General features: G+C 34.0%; 16 protein-coding genes. 9 read left to right on the top strand and 7 right to left on the bottom strand.

The window, feature by feature from the left end; genetic code table 11:
• The first annotated feature begins 38 nt into the window (after positions 1 to 38).
• The 7 genes from BM383_RS09280 (at position 39) to clpX (ending at position 6,954) form a co-directional block, all read left to right on the top strand.
• A complete protein-coding gene (locus tag BM383_RS09280) occupies positions 39 to 752 on the top strand; it encodes a pyridoxine 5'-phosphate synthase (protein ID WP_093024850.1) in 714 nt (237 codons plus the stop codon).
• Positions 752 to 1,522, top strand: a complete 771-nt coding sequence (locus BM383_RS09275; protein WP_093024849.1) for an alpha/beta fold hydrolase — start codon at positions 752 to 754, stop codon at positions 1,520 to 1,522. The genes BM383_RS09280 and BM383_RS09275 overlap by 1 nt, the downstream gene beginning before the upstream one ends.
• A gap of 97 nt (positions 1,523 to 1,619) precedes the next feature.
• Positions 1,620 to 3,104, top strand: coding sequence for an SGNH/GDSL hydrolase family protein (locus BM383_RS09270; protein WP_093024848.1), 1,485 nt, complete (start codon positions 1,620 to 1,622; stop codon positions 3,102 to 3,104).
• A gap of 86 nt (positions 3,105 to 3,190) precedes the next feature.
• Positions 3,191 to 3,538, top strand: coding sequence for a phage holin family protein (locus BM383_RS09265; RefSeq protein WP_093024847.1), 348 nt, complete (start codon positions 3,191 to 3,193; stop codon positions 3,536 to 3,538).
• 91 nt (positions 3,539 to 3,629) lie between these two features.
• Positions 3,630 to 4,946 carry a trigger factor gene (tig, locus tag BM383_RS09260; protein WP_093024846.1) on the top strand — a complete coding sequence of 439 codons (1,317 nt, stop codon included), beginning with the start codon at positions 3,630 to 3,632 and terminating at the stop codon, positions 4,944 to 4,946.
• 83 nt (positions 4,947 to 5,029) lie between these two features.
• Positions 5,030 to 5,704 carry an ATP-dependent Clp endopeptidase proteolytic subunit ClpP gene (gene clpP, locus BM383_RS09255; protein WP_093024845.1) on the top strand — a complete coding sequence of 225 codons (675 nt, stop codon included), beginning with the start codon at positions 5,030 to 5,032 and terminating at the stop codon, positions 5,702 to 5,704.
• A gap of 14 nt (positions 5,705 to 5,718) precedes the next feature.
• Positions 5,719 to 6,954: an ATP-dependent Clp protease ATP-binding subunit ClpX gene (clpX, locus tag BM383_RS09250; protein ID WP_093024844.1), complete on the top strand. Its 1,236-nt coding sequence runs from the start codon at positions 5,719 to 5,721 to the stop codon at positions 6,952 to 6,954.
• A gap of 229 nt (positions 6,955 to 7,183) precedes the next feature.
• Here clpX and BM383_RS09245 read toward each other — a convergent pair whose 3' ends face one another.
• Entirely contained in the window at positions 7,184 to 8,821 is a 1,638-nt protein-coding gene (locus BM383_RS09245) for an OmpA family protein (RefSeq protein WP_093024843.1), read from the bottom strand.
• Positions 8,822 to 8,998: 177 nt separating this feature from the next.
• Positions 8,999 to 10,525, bottom strand: coding sequence for a GH3 auxin-responsive promoter family protein (locus BM383_RS09240; RefSeq protein WP_093024897.1), 1,527 nt, complete (start codon positions 10,523 to 10,525; stop codon positions 8,999 to 9,001).
• Between the two features lie 123 nt (positions 10,526 to 10,648).
• Here BM383_RS09240 and BM383_RS09235 point away from each other — a divergent pair, with 123 nt between their 5' ends.
• Entirely contained in the window at positions 10,649 to 11,443 is a 795-nt protein-coding gene (locus BM383_RS09235) for a DUF2797 domain-containing protein (RefSeq protein ID WP_093024842.1), read from the top strand.
• A 101-nt stretch (positions 11,444 to 11,544) separates the two neighbouring features.
• Here BM383_RS09235 and BM383_RS09230 read toward each other — a convergent pair whose 3' ends face one another.
• From BM383_RS09230 to sppA, 3 genes are read right to left on the bottom strand one after another with little or no spacing between them, the layout of a single operon-like run.
• Positions 11,545 to 14,166, bottom strand: a complete 2,622-nt coding sequence (locus BM383_RS09230) for an AsmA family protein (protein WP_093024841.1) — start codon at positions 14,164 to 14,166, stop codon at positions 11,545 to 11,547.
• Positions 14,167 to 14,221: 55 nt separating this feature from the next.
• Positions 14,222 to 14,929 (bottom strand): queuosine precursor transporter, encoded by a 708-nt coding sequence (locus tag BM383_RS09225; RefSeq protein ID WP_093024840.1) that lies wholly within the window; start codon positions 14,927 to 14,929, stop codon positions 14,222 to 14,224.
• Between the two features lie 5 nt (positions 14,930 to 14,934).
• Complete coding sequence (gene sppA, locus BM383_RS09220) at positions 14,935 to 16,707, bottom strand: signal peptide peptidase SppA (RefSeq protein WP_093024839.1); 1,773 nt, start codon at positions 16,705 to 16,707, stop codon at positions 14,935 to 14,937.
• Between the two features lie 69 nt (positions 16,708 to 16,776).
• Here sppA and folK point away from each other — a divergent pair, with 69 nt between their 5' ends.
• Positions 16,777 to 17,913, top strand: coding sequence for a 2-amino-4-hydroxy-6-hydroxymethyldihydropteridine diphosphokinase (folK, locus tag BM383_RS09215; protein WP_093024838.1), 1,137 nt, complete (start codon positions 16,777 to 16,779; stop codon positions 17,911 to 17,913).
• A gap of 7 nt (positions 17,914 to 17,920) precedes the next feature.
• Here the strand turns inward: folK and BM383_RS09210 are convergent, their stop codons facing one another.
• A complete protein-coding gene (locus BM383_RS09210) occupies positions 17,921 to 18,448 on the bottom strand; it encodes an RNA methyltransferase (protein ID WP_093024837.1) in 528 nt (175 codons plus the stop codon).
• Between the two features lie 90 nt (positions 18,449 to 18,538).
• Positions 18,539 to 18,988 carry a DUF1573 domain-containing protein gene (locus BM383_RS09205; protein ID WP_093024836.1) on the bottom strand — a complete coding sequence of 150 codons (450 nt, stop codon included), beginning with the start codon at positions 18,986 to 18,988 and terminating at the stop codon, positions 18,539 to 18,541.
• Positions 18,989 to 18,990 lie beyond the last annotated feature (2 nt).

Raw genomic sequence — 18,990 nt, 5'->3', positions numbered from 1 at the left:
GTATTTTTGCTATAATTATGAAAGTTTAATTAAATATTATGACGAAGCTTAGTGTGAACATCAATAAAATAGCTACTCTCAGAAACTCTAGAGGGGGGAATGTGCCTAATGTTTTAAAAGTTGCAGAAGATGTGCAAAAGTTTGGTGCACATGGGGTTACTATACATCCAAGACCAGATGAGAGACATATTCGCTATCAAGATGCTCGTGATTTAAAAAATGTGGTGTACACCGAATATAATATTGAAGGAAATCCTATTCAAAGTTTTATGGATTTGGTGTTAGAGGTAAAACCAACTCAAGTTACCCTTGTTCCAGATGCTGAAGATGCGATTACCTCAAATGCAGGCTGGGATACTTTAAAGCATAAGGATTTTTTAAAGGAAGTAATTTCTGAATTTCAATCAAACGGTATCAGAACTTCAATTTTTGTAGATCCGGTGCTAGAAATGATAGATGGTGCAGTAGCTACAGGAACAGATAGAATAGAATTGTATACTGAAGGATTTGCCAAATCTTATGAAGAAGGAAATTTGAAAGGAATAGATCCTTATGTGAAAGCAGCTGAAAGAGCCGTGGAGCTAAACTTAGGAATTAATGCAGGGCACGATCTAAGCTTAGAAAACATCAAGTTTTTTAAAGAAAATATACCTGGTTTGCTAGAGGTTTCTATAGGTCATGCATTAATCGCAGAGTCACTGTATTTGGGTATAGAAAATGTGGTGAATATGTATTTAAACAAATTGAAATAATGTCAGAACTATATTCAAAAGTTATTGGTTTCGGAAAGCCATTATTGATTTTACATGGTTTTTTAGGTATGTCTGATAACTGGAAAACACTAGGAGGGAAGTATGCCGAAGAAGGTTTTGAAGTTCATTTGATAGATCAGCGAAATCATGGTAGGAGTTTTCATGCTGAAGAGTTTAATTATGATGTGCTAACGGAAGATTTGTCTAGATACATTCAGCAAAAAGAATTAGATAAGGTGACACTTCTAGGGCATTCTATGGGGGGTAAAACGGTGATGCAATTTGCCGTTACGTATCCAGAGAATGTTGAAAAATTGATAGTAGCAGATATTGCTCCAAAATACTATCCACCACACCATGGCACTATTGTAAATGGACTTTTAGCATTGGATTTCGACGAGATAAAAAATAGAAAAGAAGCAGATGAAGCACTTTCGAAATATATTTTTGATTGGGGTACGCGTCAATTTCTATTGAAGAATTTATTTTGGAAAACGAAAGAAAGACTCGATTTTCGCTTTAATCTTTCCGTTTTGAAAGATCGTCAGGAAGAAATAGGGGAAGGCTTGCCAAGCTTTACATCGTATGATGGACCTACTCTTTTTCTACGAGGTGATAAATCTGAATACGTAATGCCGGAAGATGAAACCCTTATCAAAACTCATTTTCCAAATAGTGAAATTGTTACAATTGCAAATTCCGGACATTGGTTGCATGCAGAAAATCCAACCGACTTTTTTCAGGAATCAATTCATTTTATGAAAAAATAAATAAGGTTTATTTGTTTTTAATTTAAAAAAACGAAACAAAAATTGAAAAATTCATATTTTATGTTATTTTTGAATAAAATTCAAATAACATTTAATCATGAAATACAAATTTACCTTTGCTTTTTTGCTAAGCCTTGGGTTAGCGGTTAGTTGTTCGGATGATGATGTGGTTACTACAACTGTAGAGCCAGAGGTAGAATATACTAGTGGGAGCGCAGATTTTTCAACATATGTGGCGCTTGGTAATTCACTTACGGCTGGGTATGCAGATGCTGCTCTTTCCATTCAAGGACAGGAGGATTCTTATCCAAACCTTGTAGCGCAGCGGTTTCAACTTGCTGGAGGAGGAGATTTTTCTCAACCATTAATGAGTGATAATCTTGGAGGAGCCACGTTTAGTGGTGTTCAAATTTTAGATAATAGATTGATATTGTCTTTTGCAACAGGGTCTCCATTGCCAGTAAATATTTCTGGTTCACCAAGTACAGAGATAACCAGTACGCTTTCTGGGGCTTTCAATAATATGGGAGTTCCTGGTTCCAAAGTGTTTCATCTGGGAGTAGAAGGTTACGGGAATGTAGCTGGAGTTCCTACGGGAATGGCAAATCCTTATTTTGCAAGATTTGCTTCTTCGGCTTCCGCTTCAGTAATTGGTGATGCAATGGCTCAAAGTCCTACTTTCTTTTCGCTTTGGATTGGTAATAATGATATTTTAAGCTATGCTATTTCTGGTGGGGTTGGTGTAGATCAAACAGGTAATTATGATCCTAGCACATATGGGAGTAATGATATTACAGATCCTGCTGTTTTTGCAAGCGTTTATAATGGTCTTTTGCAAACATTAACTTCTGGTGGAGCAAAAGGAGTGGTAGCAAATGTCCCTGATATTACAACTATTCCATATTTCACTACAGTGCCTTATAATCCAGTTCCGCTAGACGCAACAACTGCAGCGCAATTAAATTATGGGTTTACATCATATAATCAAGGTTTGCAATTGATGTTTAGTTATGGTTTGATTTCTGAGGAAGAAGTTGCTCAAAGAACAATTACTTTTTCAGAAGGAAGTAGTAACGCATTATTAATAGTAGACGAAGATTTAACCGATTTGTCTTCCTATGGAATTCCAAATTACAGACAAACAACATCTGAGGATTTAGTTGTATTTACAGCTCAAACAATCATCGGAACCACAGTGAATAATGATGCTACGATGGTCAATGGAGTTTCAGTTCCTTTAGCCGATCAATGGGTTTTAACACCTCAAGAACAAACAGCAGTAGCCACAGCTCAAGCTTCATTCAATGCAACAATTGAAGGTTTGGCAGCTCAGTATGGATTAGCTTTTGTAGATGCAGAAGAAGTTCTACAACAGTTAGCAAATGGAGGTATTTCTGTAAATGGATCGGTAATGACCAATACATACGCTACAGGAGGAGCTTTCTCTTTAGATGGGATTCATCCTTCAGCAAGAGGTTATGCTTACCTTTCAAATGTTTTTATTGAAGAAATTAATACTACATATGGATCAAATCTTCCAAGTATAAATCCATTAGATTATACAGCTTTATACTTAGAATAGTGTTTTGATATTTGTATTAAATAATTCCTAAAAAGGAGTCTTCGTCTTATAGACAAGACTCCTTTTTGTATTTTTAAAATAAAAAAATGAAATTAATTGTAAAAATACTACTGTCAGCATTGGCAGTGATGATATTATCCTATTTACTTCCGGGGGTTCATGTGAGTAACTACATTGCAGCTATTATAGTTGCTGTAATTTTAGGTTTGCTAAATATCGTTGTAAAACCAATTTTAGTAATCTTGACCTTGCCGGTAACCATTATAACTTTGGGGTTATTTCTCTTGGTGATCAATGCTTTTATCATACTATTTGCAGATGGTTTGATAGATGGTTTTGCAGTAGACGGATTTTGGTGGGCACTTATTTTTAGCTTGCTTTTATCGTTCTTGCAATCGCTCTTTACTTCTGGTTTAGATGATGAGAAATCTTAATAAAATAACTTTTTGAATTACAGATGCTTAAAAACTTGGTTGGGTTGTTAAATTATATTACTTTTGCAACCCAATTTTTATAGTATAGAAAATGAATATTACAAAAGAGCAAGTAGATGATTTAAATGCAATTGTAACAGTTGCAATCTCTAAAGACGATTATAGTGAAAAGGTTGAGAAAACCTTAAGTGATTACCGTAAAAGTGCAAATATTCCTGGTTTTAGAAAAGGGCATGTTCCAATGGGTCTTGTTAAAAAGCAATATGGTAAAGCTGTATTGGCAGACGAGGTAAATAAGTTATTACAAGATGCTCTTAATAATTATTTAACTGAGGAAAAACTAGATGTTTTAGGAAATCCACTTCCAAAACCTCAGGATGATTTAAATTGGGATGCAGATGACTTTACATTTGAGTTTGAATTAGGTTTAGCACCAGCTTTCGAAGTTGAATTTACAAAAGAACCTGTAACACATTATAACATCGTTGCAGATGACAAAATGCTAGACGAGCAAGTTGAAAGAATCCAAAAGCAATTTGGTAAACTTGTAGGTCATACTGAAGTTATAAAAGATAGCGAGATTACTGCTACTTTTGTAAATGAAGAAAAAGAAATCAACAATCAAGCTACTTTCACTTTCGACAAGTTATCTGAAATTGCGGCTGAAAAATTCTTAGGTGCAAAAACCGGAGAGACTATTGCTATAGGTTCAAAAGAATTGTTTGCAGATCTTCATGATTTAATGGAAGTATTAAAAGTTTCTCATGATGATGCTCATGATTTAGATGTAGAAGTTGCAGTTACTGTCGATGAAGTAAATAAGAGAGATTTAGCTGAATTGAACCAAGAATTGTTTGATAAAATCTTTGGTGAAGGTAAAGTTTCTTCAGAAGAAGAAATGAGAGCTAAAATTAAAGAAGATGCTGAAAAGCAATTTGAGCAACAAGCAGATCAGAAATTATTGAATGATGTTACTGAGTCTTTAATAGAAAATACATCTTTTGATCTTCCTGCAGAATTTCTTAAAAAATGGATTCAGCAAACAGGAGAAAACCCATTATCAGCTGAACAAGCAGAAGAAGAGTATAACAAGTCAGAAAAAGGACTTCGTTATCAATTGATTGAAGGAAAAATCATTACTACAAATGATCTTCAAGTTCAGTTCGAAGAGTTGAAAGACTTTGCAAAAGGATTTATTAAAACTCAAATGGCGCAGTTTGGTCAATTAGAGCCAGCTGACGAAGAAGTAGAAAACATAGCTATGAGAATTATGTCTAACCAAGATGAGGTAAAAAGACTTTCAGAGCAATTAATGAGTCAGAAGCTTGTTAAATTCTACAAAGAGAATGCAAATTTAGAAGCTAAAGAAGTTACTTACGAAGACTTCGTTAAAGAAGCTTATGCGTAAGCACTTTTAAGAAATATTACCTATATTTAGGCGTTAATCTCAAATGTGAAGGTTAACGCCTTTTTTAAATAAAAAATTTACGAATGGATTTCAAGAAAGAGTTTAGAAAATATGCCACGCAGCATCATGGCATAAATAATATGTATTACGATAAAATTGTTAGCAAAATGAATCCTGTAGGGATGACGCCATATATTATGGAAGAGCGTCAAATGAATGTTACCCAAATGGATGTTTTTTCTCGTTTAATGATGGATAGAATTATCTTTTTAGGAACAGGAATTGACGATCAAATTGCAAACATTGTACAGGCACAGTTGTTGTTTTTAACAAGTTTAGATGCTTCTAAAGATATTCAGATTTATATCAATTCTCCAGGCGGTGGAGTATATGCTGGTTTAGGGATTTATGATACTATGCAATTCATTCAGCCAGATGTAGCTACTATTTGTACCGGTATGGCTGCTTCTATGGGAGCTGTTTTATTGTGTGCAGGAGCTGCAGGTAAAAGATCTGGATTACCACATTCAAGAGTTATGATTCACCAACCTCTTGGGGGTGCGCAAGGGCAAGCTAGTGATATAGAAATCACTGCAAGAGAAATTCTGAAGCTGAAAGATGAATTGTATAACATTATTGCAAGTCATTCAGGTCAGCCTTTTGATAAAGTTCATCATGACAGTGATCGTGATTATTGGATGAAGGCAGACGAGGCACAAGCTTACGGAATGATTGACGAAGTTTTAACAAGGAAATAATTAAAAAACACTAGATGGCGAAGGAAGAGTTAGAATGTTCATTTTGTGGAAGAAAAAAGCCGGAAACAAATTTATTGATTGCTGGTCTTGATGCGCATATTTGTGATCGTTGCATTGAGCAAGCACATGGCATTGTTCTGGAAGAAACGAAGCAAACTCGTTCAAAAGACTTGTCTTCTGAATTGGAATTAAGAAAACCAATTGAGATTAAAAATTTCTTAGACGAATTTGTAATTGGTCAGGACGCAACCAAAAAAGTTATGTCAGTGGCTGTGTACAATCATTATAAAAGGTTGCTTCAAGAATCATCTGATGATGATATTGAAATTCAAAAGAGTAACATTGTAATGGTGGGGCAAACAGGTACCGGAAAAACCTTGATAGCAAAGACCATTGCGAAAATGTTGAATGTTCCGTTGGCTATAGTTGATGCAACCGTATTGACCGAGGCTGGGTACGTAGGAGAAGATGTTGAAAGTATTTTGACTCGTCTTTTACAAGCTGCGGATTATGATTTAGAAAAAGCAGAGCGAGGAATCGTTTTTATAGATGAGATAGATAAAATTGCTCGTAAGAGTGATAATCCGTCCATTACAAGAGACGTTTCTGGAGAAGGAGTTCAGCAAGCTTTATTGAAGCTTTTAGAAGGAACAACTGTAAACGTTCCACCTAAAGGAGGAAGAAAGCATCCAGATCAAAAGTTTATTGAAGTCAATACTGAAAATATTCTGTTTGTTGCAGGTGGAGCTTTTGACGGCATTGAGCGTATCATAACCAAAAGATTGAATATGCAAGCTGTTGGATACAGTTCATCTAATTCCATGAATACAATTGATCAAAGTAATCTACTTCAATATGTAATTCCAAAGGATCTTAAAGATTTTGGTTTAATTCCAGAGATAATTGGTCGTCTTCCAGTTTTAACTCATATGAATCCCTTGGATGCAGTAACACTTAGATCTATTCTTACAGAGCCTAAGAATGCTATTGTAAAGCAATATGTAAAACTGTTTGCAATGGATGATATAGCTTTAACTATTGATGATGAAGCTTTAGACTTCATTGTAACCAAAGCTATTGAATATAAATTGGGTGCAAGAGGTTTACGTTCACTATGTGAAGCTATTTTGACAGATGCGATGTTTGAGCTTCCTAGTAATGAAGGGATAGAGGTATTTCATTTAACCCAAAAGTATGCCGAGGATAAGCTTAACAAAGCAACTTTAAGTACGTTGAAAGCGGCCTCTTAGATTTAGAATTAGTATATAATCTATGTATAAAACGAAAAAGGGATCTCAATGAGATCCCTTTTTCGTTTTATATCTACACCAAATATTTATTAATAGATATACTTTTTTGCTGAGATATATGATATCAGTCTCTTAAAATACAAAACCCGATTCATAGAATCGGGTTTTGTTATAAAAATATTGAATAAATAATAATTGTCTTAAACTCTTGAATAAGTAACGAGGAATTTTAGTCTTGCTTAACTTCTTTCATCTCTTTTTTCTTGATGATGATTTCAACACGTCTGTTTTCTTTTAATTCTTCTTTGCTACAATCTTCATCACATGTAACTCTTGGTTTTGTTTCTCCGAAAGCTTTAACGCTTATAATGTCTGCTTTAACTCCATTTTCTATCAAGAAAGCTTTAACAAATTCTCCACGTTTTTGAGATAGAGTCATGTTGTATTCAGAAGTAAATCTTTGGTCAGCATGCGCATTAATAATTACTTCATAAGCATTGTCTTTAGCTGCAGCCAATGCTTCTTGAAGAGCTTCGATCTCTGTAGAAACTTTAAATTTGTCATTTGCAAAGAAAACTTCATCTGTTCCTACTACAAACTCAACTTCAACATACTCTGGAGATTTCTCTGTCATCGTTATTGTTTCAGTGTATGTGTAATCTTCTTTATCACCGTCTAAAGCTTCGAAACTAGCAATATTATCATTGTATCCCTTTTTGTTTACGTAGAAAGCATAAGAGTTGTATGGCATAACTTCAATATTCATCATTCCATTTTCATCTGTATAAGAATCAGCAATTACTCTGTTATAGCTATCTTTTACAAGAACTTTGGAGCTTATTAATGGAGCGCCATTCTCATCTAAAACTTGAATATCTACGTATTGTTTAATTTTTTCTCTTTTGAAGGCATAAATGTCGTAACCACCTTGTCCACCTGTTCTGTCAGATGTGAAATATCCTTCGTCATCTTTATTAATCAAAAAACCGAAATCATCAGAAATACTGTTAATTGATGAACCCATATTTGTAGGGAAATAAAATCTGTTGTTTACAAACTTACTTTCGAAGATGTCATATCCGCCTAAACCATAATGTCCTGAAGAGGCAAAATATAATGCGTCATCTCCCATCATGTATGGATACTTTTCATCTTTAGAAGTGTTTATTTCGTTTCCTAAATTTCTTGGAGTACCAACTTTCCCATTTTCGTCTATGTTTACAACATAAATATCATAACCACCTATTGTTCCAGGCATGTTAGATGCGAAGAAAAGTTTGTCTCCGTTTGGTGAAACATATGGAGTGTCATACTCAAAACCTTCCATGTTAAAAGAAAGCATTTCTATATTTTTCCAAGCTCCTCTTTCCAAAGTAGCTCTGAATATTTTTAATAATTCTTGATCACCTTCTTTGACGCTTCGTGTGAAATAAACAGTTTCTTCATCTTCTGTAAATGTTGAAAAAGTTTCGTTTGACTTATCAGTGTTTAAAGTGTTAGAAAAAAAAGTTGAATGTTTTATTTCTTGATCCTTTGCGATATCTCCACAAAACAATAATTTATAAGGTTCATTTGTTTTTGGATCTATATCAGATTTAAAAACTCCAATTTTTTTTGAAGAAGAATAAATGAATTTATTTTTGTAAAGGTGATTTGTTAACTCAGTATAAGGAGTATTAACTTTTAAGTTTTTTACACCATACTTAAATCCGCTTGGATCTAATTTGTTAATTCTTCTTTCTCTGATAGGAAATCTAACTTCTTCTTTATTAGTAGTGTATTCAACAGAAGCAATCTCATTTGTTTGAGCGAAGCTTGTAGCTACTGCTGCAAAACCGATTAGGACTGACAATTTTAAATTATTCATTTTCAATAGTTTTATAAGTAATACTTTAGCGATGAAACAAATGTAATACTGAAAAACCCCCTCAAACAAAAATGTTATTTGATATTTGATAAATGGTTAATTATTGTCGATTAAATGCAAATTTTAAGTTAAGTAATGATTAAAAAAGAACTCTTTTTAAGGTTCATTTAGAGTATTTTACAAAATAAAAGCTTTGTTTATTTCTTTTAAATCTTCGATGTAAGTACGAGAATTGGATAGTCTTGGAATCTTATGTTGGCCACCTAATTTGCCATTTTGTTTTAACCAGTCATAAAATAAGTTTTTCCGAGCCAATGTAAATTTTGGAGGATTAAGTGTAATATTTTTATAACGTTTTGCTTCGTAGTCTGAATTCAACTGCATCAATTTCTTGTCTAGTAAATCCATAAATTCAGGTAAAGAATTTGGCTGCGTTTTAAATTCTATGATCCATTCATGGGCTCCTTTTTCACTTCCTTCCATGAAAACTGGTCCAACGGTGTATTCTATAATTTCACTATTCGTTCTTTTGCAAACTTCCTTTAGAGCTTCTTCTGTATTTTCAATAATCAGTTCTTCTCCAAATACATTAATGTGGTGTTTGGTTCTTCCAGTTACCTTTACTCTATAAGGACTAAGTGATGTAAAACGAATAGTGTCGCCAATAATGTATCGCCACAAACCTGCGTTTGTTGTGATTACAACGGCATAGTTTTTTCCTAATTCAACTTGTTCTAACGGAATTACTTTTTGGTTTGGAGTTCCGTAAGTATCCATTGGAATGAATTCATAGAAAATTCCGTAGTCTAACATTAATAATAACTCTTTAGAGTCATTTGTATCTTGAATAGCGAAAAAACCTTCGGAGGCATTATAGATTTCATAATATCTAAAATTTCCGTTAGGAATTATTTTTTGATACTGATCTGCGTATGGGGTGAAACTCACACCTCCATGAAAATAAACTTCTAGATTTTCCCAAACTTCCAAAATGCTAGATTTTCCTGAACGTTCTATCACTCTATTTAATAAAACCAGCATCCAAGATGGTACGCCAGCTAAACTGGTGACGTTTTCTTGCATGGTTTCTTCTAGAATGGCTTCAATTTTGGTTTCCCATTCGCTCATTAAAGATACTTTGCTGCTTGGTGTAGAACTAAATTCAGCCCATAATGGCATGTTATCTATGAGAATTGCAGAGAGATCTCCAAACACCGTTCCGTTGTCTTCGTAGAGCTGTTTGCTGCCGCCTAGTCTTAGACTTTTACCAAGAAATAATTCAGAATTTTCATTATTATTAAGATACATGCAAAGCAAATCTTTACTGGCTTTGTAATGGCATTCATTTAAAGATTCTTCGCTTACAGGTATAAATTTACTTTTTGCATTGGTGGTTCCACTAGATTTTGCAAACCAATTGATTTCCGAAGACCAGAAAACATTTGCTTCTCCTTTTCTGCTTCGTTCTATATAAGGTTCAAAGTCCTCATACGTTGTAAGAGGAACATTGTTTTTAAACTGATCATAATTTTTGATACCACTGAAACCATATTGACTACCGTAAAGCGTGTCTTGAGCTGTATATAAAAGTTCGTCTAAGATTTCAGTTTGTACTTCCTGAGGATATTTGATAAATAATTCTATTTGATGAATGCGCTTTTTTAAAAACCAAGAAGCGATAGAATTAAAAATAGGAATCGGCATTTTTTTAATTAATTTTACATTTAAAGTATGAAGTGGCCAACAAAAATGTGGCAAACAGAAACTAATTTAGGCTAAAAAAATAGAAAGCAAATAGTCTGCTTTACAAAATATAAAAGATTTAACATGTTTGAAGGTGTTCTTATTAAAATGATAACAGAATTTGAAGATCCTATTCAATATTACTTAAATATTGGAAGTGATTTTCTGCATATGAATCAGTTGTTGAACAAGAAAATTGCGCTGAAATTTGTGAAATTTGAATGCCTCAATTGTCATTTAGATAAACCAATTTATAGACAAGGATTTTGTAAATCTTGTTTTTTTGAGGTTCCACAAGCTGCCGATTGGATCATGAAACCAGAACTTAGTAAAGCGCATTTGAATGAAGAAGATCGTGATCTGGAGTATGAGAAAAAGGTGCAATTGCAGCCACATATTGTCTATTTGGCGAATTCTAGTAATGTAAAAGTAGGGGTTACCAGAAAAACACAAGTACCAACACGATGGATCGATCAAGGAGCGCATGAGGCTATAGAAATTGTAGAAGTTCCTAACAGATATTTGGCAGGAATTACGGAGGTTGCTTTGAAAGATCATGTGGGAGACAAAACCAATTGGCGAACCATGTTGAAGAATGAAATACAAGACGAAGATCTTACACAATGGCGAGAAAACTTGAAGCAGTACATTCCAGAAGAAGCAAAAGAATACTTTATTGAGAATAATTCTGAAACAAATTTGAACTTCCCGGTCTTAGAATACCCAAAGAAATTAAAGAGTTTGAATCTACAAAAAACACCAGAGTATGAAGGTGTATTAAAAGGTATCAAAGGACAGTATCTTATTTTTGAAGATGACACGGTTTTCAATGTTAGAGCCAATGAAGGGTTAGTAGTGAATATTAACGTGTTGAGTTAATTTGCTCTGACTTTAATTATAAATCAAATATGTTTTTGACATAATAACAAAAGCCGCTTGTTGAAAGCGGCTTTTGTTATTTAAATCTAATTTTACGTGTGTTATTCTTCTTTTTTCTTGCCAAATAATCCATTTAAAGCATCTTTTACCGCACTTTTTACTTCTTCTTGCTGACTAGAATTAGTTTTCGTAGTATCAGACTTTGTGGTGTTTCCACTTATAATATTGCTTATAGCTTCCTGGGCTTTGTCTTTTCCTTTATCTATCAATTGCTGTTTTTGTTTTTCTACCAGTTGTTTGGTCAAATTTGTCACAGCTTGTTGAATGTCGGTATTTACTTTTGGATTTGTAAACGTACCGGAAAGATTTGCAGTAACAGGAACTTTAGTATTTTCTATACTGGTATCGTTCAACTGACTGATTAATTTAGAAATATCACTTCCCAAATATTTAGCAGGAACATCAAAGGTGAAATTATAACTCATAGATTTATCAAAACCATGACTACCGGAAATATCAATTTTCACATCCTTGTAACTTACCTGAAATGGTTTTACATTCACTTTTCCGTTTTCAAAAGTTAAAGCTGCTTTTAGATCTTTCAAATTCAAATTATCTAAATCTATAAACTTCAAATTATTGTTTAATAATGATAAAGCCTGAGAGTTTTCAGCATTGATATCCGTATTCAATAATTCTGCTAAGAGATTCCCGGAAAGGGTTGTAAGATCTGGAGCTAAACTTTTATCCAAGTTACCGGAAAGTGATACGGAAGAATTTAATTTACCTTCTATTGCCTGCGCTATTGGCGCTAAAGCCTTCAATAGGTCTAATTCTTCGAATGCTTTTGATATAGTGAAAGAATTAATCCCTAAGTCCATATCAAAATTAGGAGTTTGCCCTTTGGTAGATACATTTCCGTTAAGAGTTACATTTCCTCCTAAAAGATTGGTAGAAACATTTTTCAATGTTGCTGTTTCGTCCTTGATGACCAAAGTTCCTTTAGCATCGGTAAGGTCTAAATTATCATACTTTACTTTCTTTGCATTTACGGCAACTGTTGCATCCAGAAATGCTGGGATTTTTATTTGTTCTTCACCTGTTGTTACAATTTCTGTTTTGGTTTCAGAATCTTTTGATGCAACTACTTCTGTTTCTTCTACCATAAAATCATTTAGATTAAAGTTGTCTGAATTAATGGTGAAATTACCTTTGAGCAATTCATCATTAAACATATAACCAAGAAAATTGGTAATAGTTCCTTTTGCTTCAATATCGGTAGTTCCAGATTTTGCATCAAATTCATTCAAACTTACTGTTGTGGTGTTGAAAGTCAATGAAGTTTTATTAATGGTAAGTGGATTTTTCATGTCTTCAGAGTTGTATGTAAATCCGCTTAAAGTCATGTTTCCGCTATTTTTCGTGTTTTGATATTGTTCTTTTTCAATTGATTCCATATCAAAAGCAGTAGCAATATTTGCATCCAAAATTCCGGAAAGTGGAATGTCTAATTCTACCGGATACGCTTTGCTAAGATTTGCTAAGTTAATTCTTCCACCTACGTTGGCTTTAACTTTTGGGTTTTCAATAATGTTGTTAATCAATGCATTTCCTTTGAAAGAATCTTGATCTATAGTAAAAGCTAAATTTTCTACATTCACCTCGGTGTCATTGGTAATTCCTGTTGTGTTAGAAATGATTGTTTTGATATCAATGTTTTTAACCGCTTTTGGTAAATCGGGATATTTAAACATTGCATTGTTAGATGCTATTTCTATGTCAAAAGTTGGAATGTGGTCATCATCAATAACGCCACCTGCTTTACCTTTTATATAAGCTTCACCTTGGGTTTGTACATTTTCCAAATCTTTAGCATACGCTTCTGGAATAACGGCAAGGAAGTTTTTGAAATCAGAAGAAGGTGTTTCAAAAGTAATGTCTAGTTCTTGATTATTTTCATTCACTTGAACATAGCCATCAAAAACTAAAGGAAGTTGATTGATGAGTAATTTATTATCTAAAAATGTGTATTTGCTTTTTTCAAGATCTACACCCAAAACGGCATCTAGCTGCACAGGATTTTTGCTTAAATAGGCAGTACTATCCATTACAAAACTTACAAGCGCTGTGGTTTTGGTATCTAATTCAGATGTTACTGCAGAAAGATCTCCGCTTCCGCTATGGTTTAGACTATCAATAATAAATTCCATTCCAAGACTTTCATCGTTGTAATCTACATAGCTATTGGTGATTTCGTACCCTTGAACAGAAAGTTCTATAGTTGAACTTTCGCTACTTTCAGTGGTAGCTGTTGCAGTAGTTGTTTCTTTGGCAATGTCATAATTGGCTAAACCATCTTTGTTAACACGCACATTTACTTTTGCACCATCAATAGAAAAATAATCGATTTTAATTCCGTCACTAATACTCATTAATTCTGAAAGTGACATTTTTAGATTTACATCTTTTGCGCTTACCAAAGTGTCTCCCTGAAATGGAGCGTAATTGGTTAGTGTAAGATTTGTAATTTGAATCGAAGCATTCGGGAAATTCCGAATTAGACTGATATCAGTCTCTGCAAATTCTAGCTTCGCGTTTAGGTTTTTATTAATGTTGTCTTTGATCAGTTGCTCAATTTTTCCTTTGAAAACAAAAGGAATGGCAATTATGGCAATTATGAAAACCAGTAAAATAATACCGGCAACTTTTAAAAACTTCTTCATATGGTTATTTTCAAAATTTAACCTGAAAATACATCAAACTGAAAAGATGAAGTGTTTAATCTATGTTAATTTCTTCTCCAATCTCTAAATTGAATCTTTTTCTAAAGAAATAGGTGAATAAATAAAGGAAAGGGGTGTCTAGAATAGCAACAATCACTTTAAAAATAAAACCACTAATTAATAGGCCATAAAAGGAACTCCAAGGTAAAACTCCAAAAAGACACATGAGAAGAATTACGGTGAGTGTATCTACAAATTGCGAAGTGAATGTGGAGAAATTATTTCTAATCCAAAGGTATTTTCCTTTGGTAAGCTGTTTCCAAAAATGATATATTTTGATGTCTATGAATTGCGCCAACAAATAGGCCATCATTGAAGCTAAAACGGCAATTGGCGATAATGCAAATACGCTGGAAAATGTTTTAGAGTCAATTGGCGAGGTTGGTAGCGAATTGGTTTGGTTTGCCACTAAAACAATCAACATGGAAAAAAAAGAGGCAAAAATCCCGGCTTTTACTACTTGATTTGCTTTTTGCTGTCCGTAGATTTCTGATATCAAATCGGTTATTAAGAAAGTAATTGGATAGGGAAGAATCCCCACTGAAATTTCAAAAAGATTGGCTCCAAATATTTGAATATCTCCAAATGGATACCAATAAAAAAACTTTTGAAAGATTAGGTTTGAAACCACTAGGGAGGTTATAAACAACGCTCCCAAATACAAATAAATAGTAAAAGCTAGTTTTTTGTCTTTCTGAGTCATGAATCTTAATGAATACGAAGCTCAAATGGTAATCTGGCTTGAATTCCTTTCATTTCTTGAAACTGTTTTAATTGTTCAATAACTTGATAGGTTTCTTCACCAATCTGTGCTTTGATAGCTTCTTGGGTTAATTCGGTTTTTGGTGAAGTTAAGTTTTTTATAATAATTTCTCCCAAAGTCACTTCGTATTTTGGATAGGTTTCTATGGTAAAATCACCTATGTTTTTGTCTTCAGCCAACATGTTTACAGTGGTTTCTAACCCTCCAAGTTTATCAACAAGTCCATTTTTTATAGCATCGGTTCCGCTCCAAACGCGTCCTTGCGCAATAGCGTCTACTTCTTCAAAAGTCATATTTCTACCTTCAGCAACCTTGTTTACAAAGGTTTCATAAATGGTTTCAATACCCTCTAGAATTACTTCTTTGGTGTTTCCATCTAATTCTTGAAAAACACTATAACCTGCGGCATTTTTATTGGTTTGTACTTGCTCTGCATGAATTCCCCATTTGTCAGCCAGCCCTTTTACGTTTGGTAGCATTCCAAAAACTCCAATGGAACCTGTAATGGTATTGGGTTCTGCAATAATTTTTTCAGCTCCACAAGAAATATAGTATCCGCCCGAAGCAGCATAATTTCCCATAGAAACGTATACTGGTTTTTCTTTTTTAGTAATTTCTATTTCTCTCCAAATAATATCTGAAGCTAAAGCACTTCCTCCTGGTGAATTTACTCTTAAAACGATGCCCTTTACATCATCATCTTCTCTTGCATCGCGTAACGATTCAATCATGATCTCCTGACCAATAACTTGGTTACTTCCTTTACCATACATGATTTCTCCTTGTGCAAAAATTACAGCGATCTTGTTATTAGGTTTGTTCAAAATGGCTTTTCTACCTTTTTTGTCACTATATTCAAAAATATCTACAAACTCTAAGTCATCATTATCTGATAGGCCAGATTTGTTACGTAGCAAACTCTCGTATTCATCTTGGTAGGCAACTACATCTGCTAAGCCAGTTGATAAGGCCTTTTGCGGAGTTCTTGCAGCAAGATCATCTGCAATACTGTTCAATTGTTCTTTTGAAATATTTCTACTGTTGGAAACATCGTCTAAAATCGTGTTCCAAACGGAGGTTAGCAATGCTGTAATTTGTTCTCTATTTGCTTCACTCATGCTATTTTGAAGAAATGGTTCTACAGCACTTTTATATTTTCCGTGGCGAATTACTTCCATTTTTACTCCAGTATTGTCTTGAAGATCTTTGAAGAATAAAACTTCGGAAGCCAATCCTTTGAACTCAAAATCTCCAATTGGATTGATGTAAATTGAATCCGCAACAGAGCTTAGGTAATAATCTTTTTGGGTGTACATATCACCGTAGCTATACACAAATTTACCTGACTCTTTAAAGGATATTAGGGCGTCTCTCAGCGCTTTGATGGTAGCAATTCCTCCTTGCGTCCCTGAGGTATTATGAATACTGATTCCTTTTATTTTATCATCTGTTTTTGCAATATCAATGGCTTTTAGAATATGAAATAACCCAGAGTAGTCAGATTCTGAATACTCAAAATTTTCTGCAGTATAAGTACCGCCATAGTCTTCAATAGGTTGGTCTAAGTCAATTTCCAATATGCTATTGTCTTTGATAGCCAACGCTTCTTCGTCAGAAGATGACATGATGCTTATGAAAATCAAAAAACCAAAAAATAGAATTCCGGTTGCAATAAAAAATCCAAGAATGGTAGCTAATAAATTTCTTAAAAAAGCCATAGTGTGTTTATTAAAATGCGGGCAAAGGTAACTTTTTGTGATGTCTTTTTGTTTACTTTGCGCCTGATTATGGAAAAGCGTTCAAAGGTCTTTGCTGCTATTGGTAGCAATATTGGAAATAAGTTACAGAATTTAAACAAAGCATTGGAAGAAGTTGCTGTTCGCATAGGTGAAATTACTTCAGTTTCTCCTGTGTTCGAAACGCCTGCATGGGGTTTTGATGGTGCTGAATTTTTGAATGCTTGTTTTGCTGTACAAACCCAATTATCACCTGTTGAGGTGTTAGATGTTTTTCTTCAGATTGAATTGGATTTAGGACGTGTCCGAAAAGATGTAAACGGGTATCAATCTCGAATTATCGATTTGGATATTATTTTTTATGAAGATGAAATTCTCAATTCTGATAGGTTGCAAATTCCGCATCCACAATTGCAATTGCGCAAATTTGTGCTAGAACCTTTGGCTGCGATTGCTCCCGGAAAAGTACATCCGATACTTAAGAAAAGTATTTCCGAATTGTTAGATGAATGTCCTGATGATAGCGAAATTGAGCAAACTGCTGAGGTGTTGATCAATCCATCCAAAAAACAACTGTTTTCACGATTCAATTATATTGCAATTGAAGGAAATATTGGCGCGGGAAAAACAACCTTAGCAACAAAAATTTCGGAAGATTACAATGCGAAATTGGTTTTAGAGCGTTTTGCAGATAATCCGTTTTTACCTAAATTTTACGAAGATAACAGTCGGTATGCGTTTCCGTTGGAAATGTCTTTTTTGGCTGATCGATACCAGCAAATTTCAGATGATTTAGCGCAGTTTGATTTGTTTAAAGACTTTGTGGTTTCTGATTATGATGTTTTTAAATCCCTGATTTTTGCCAAAGTTACGTTGCAGCAAGAAGAGTTTAGCTTGTACAGAAAGCTGTTCAATATTATGCACAAAGAAATGGTGAAGCCAGATTTGTACATTTATTTACATCAAAATACGGAGCGTTTGTTGTCGAATATCAAAAAACGCGGTCGCCATTACGAACAAAAAATTCCAGCAGATTACCTTGAGAAAATCAATAATGGTTACGTAGAATTTATCCGAACTCAGAAGGATGTTAATACCTTGGTTATTGATGTTTCAGATAAAGATTTTGTAGCAAACCCGGAAGATTATGAGGAAATCTTAACGCGTATTGCAGCTTTCCAAAAGTAAATGATAATTATTTCAGTTTACTAAATAAATCCCACAAGACAACACCGGCACTTACCGAAATATTCAAAGAATGTTTGGTTCCAAATTGAGGAATTTCGATAACTCCATCGCAAGCGGAAACTACTTTTTGTGCCACTCCTTTTACTTCGTTTCCAAATACAACAGCATATTTTTGATTTTTTTGTGGAGTGAAATTGTCTAGCATAGTAGCGTTTTCTGCTTGTTCTATAGCAAGTGTTTGTATACCTTCAGATTTCAGTCTTTCAACCAATTCCAAAGTGTCCTCTACATATTCCCAGGCAACACTATCGGTAGCGCCCAAAGCAGTTTTGTGAATGTCTTTGTTTGGTGGTGTTGCAGTAATACCGCACAAATAAATTTTTTCAATTAAAAAAGCATCCGAAGTTCTAAATACAGAACCAATATTGTTTAAACTTCTGATATTATCTAAAACTACAATCAATGGAGTTTTGGTAGTTTCTTTAAACGTATCAACATCAATTCTGTTTAGCTCGCTGTTTTTTAATTTTCTCATGTTGCTTTTTTAAGGGTTGCAAATATCAAAAAAAAAACTTCCCCTAAAAAAGAGGAAGTTCTTATAATTTTTTCGAAAAGATTTCGAAGTTTATTTTTTAGCTTCTGCTGTTGGTCTTGGACCTACTTCACCTTTAATACGAATCACTTTTGTTGGAGCGTTTACTGCATTTGAAGTTAACGTAACAGATTTAGCAAATTTTCCAGGTCTTTTTGTATCGTAATGTACTTTAATTACGTCAGACTGTCCTGGAGCAATTGGCTTGTTTAATGGAGCAGTTGGTACTGTACATCCACAAGAGCCTTTAGCTTTTGTGATGATTAATGGCTCAGATCCAGTATTCGTGAATTTGAATTCTCTGTAACCATCAGCACCATTTTCAATAGAACCATAATCGATGATCTCATCTGCAAATTCAATTTTAGGTCCGTCTTGAGTTACGGTTACCTGAGTTGAATTTATCTTGGTTTCTTTAGTTTGAGCGAAAGTAGCAGTAACGCTTAATACTGCAATGCTACAAGCAATTATTAGTTTTTTCATGG

The sequence above is a fragment of the Pustulibacterium marinum genome (assembly GCF_900116665.1).
In the GTDB taxonomy this organism is placed as follows: Bacteria; Bacteroidota; Bacteroidia; order Flavobacteriales; family Flavobacteriaceae; genus Pustulibacterium; species Pustulibacterium marinum.
The sequence above is the reverse complement of the archived record's forward strand: the minus strand, read 5'-3'. Positions and strand labels throughout refer to the sequence as shown.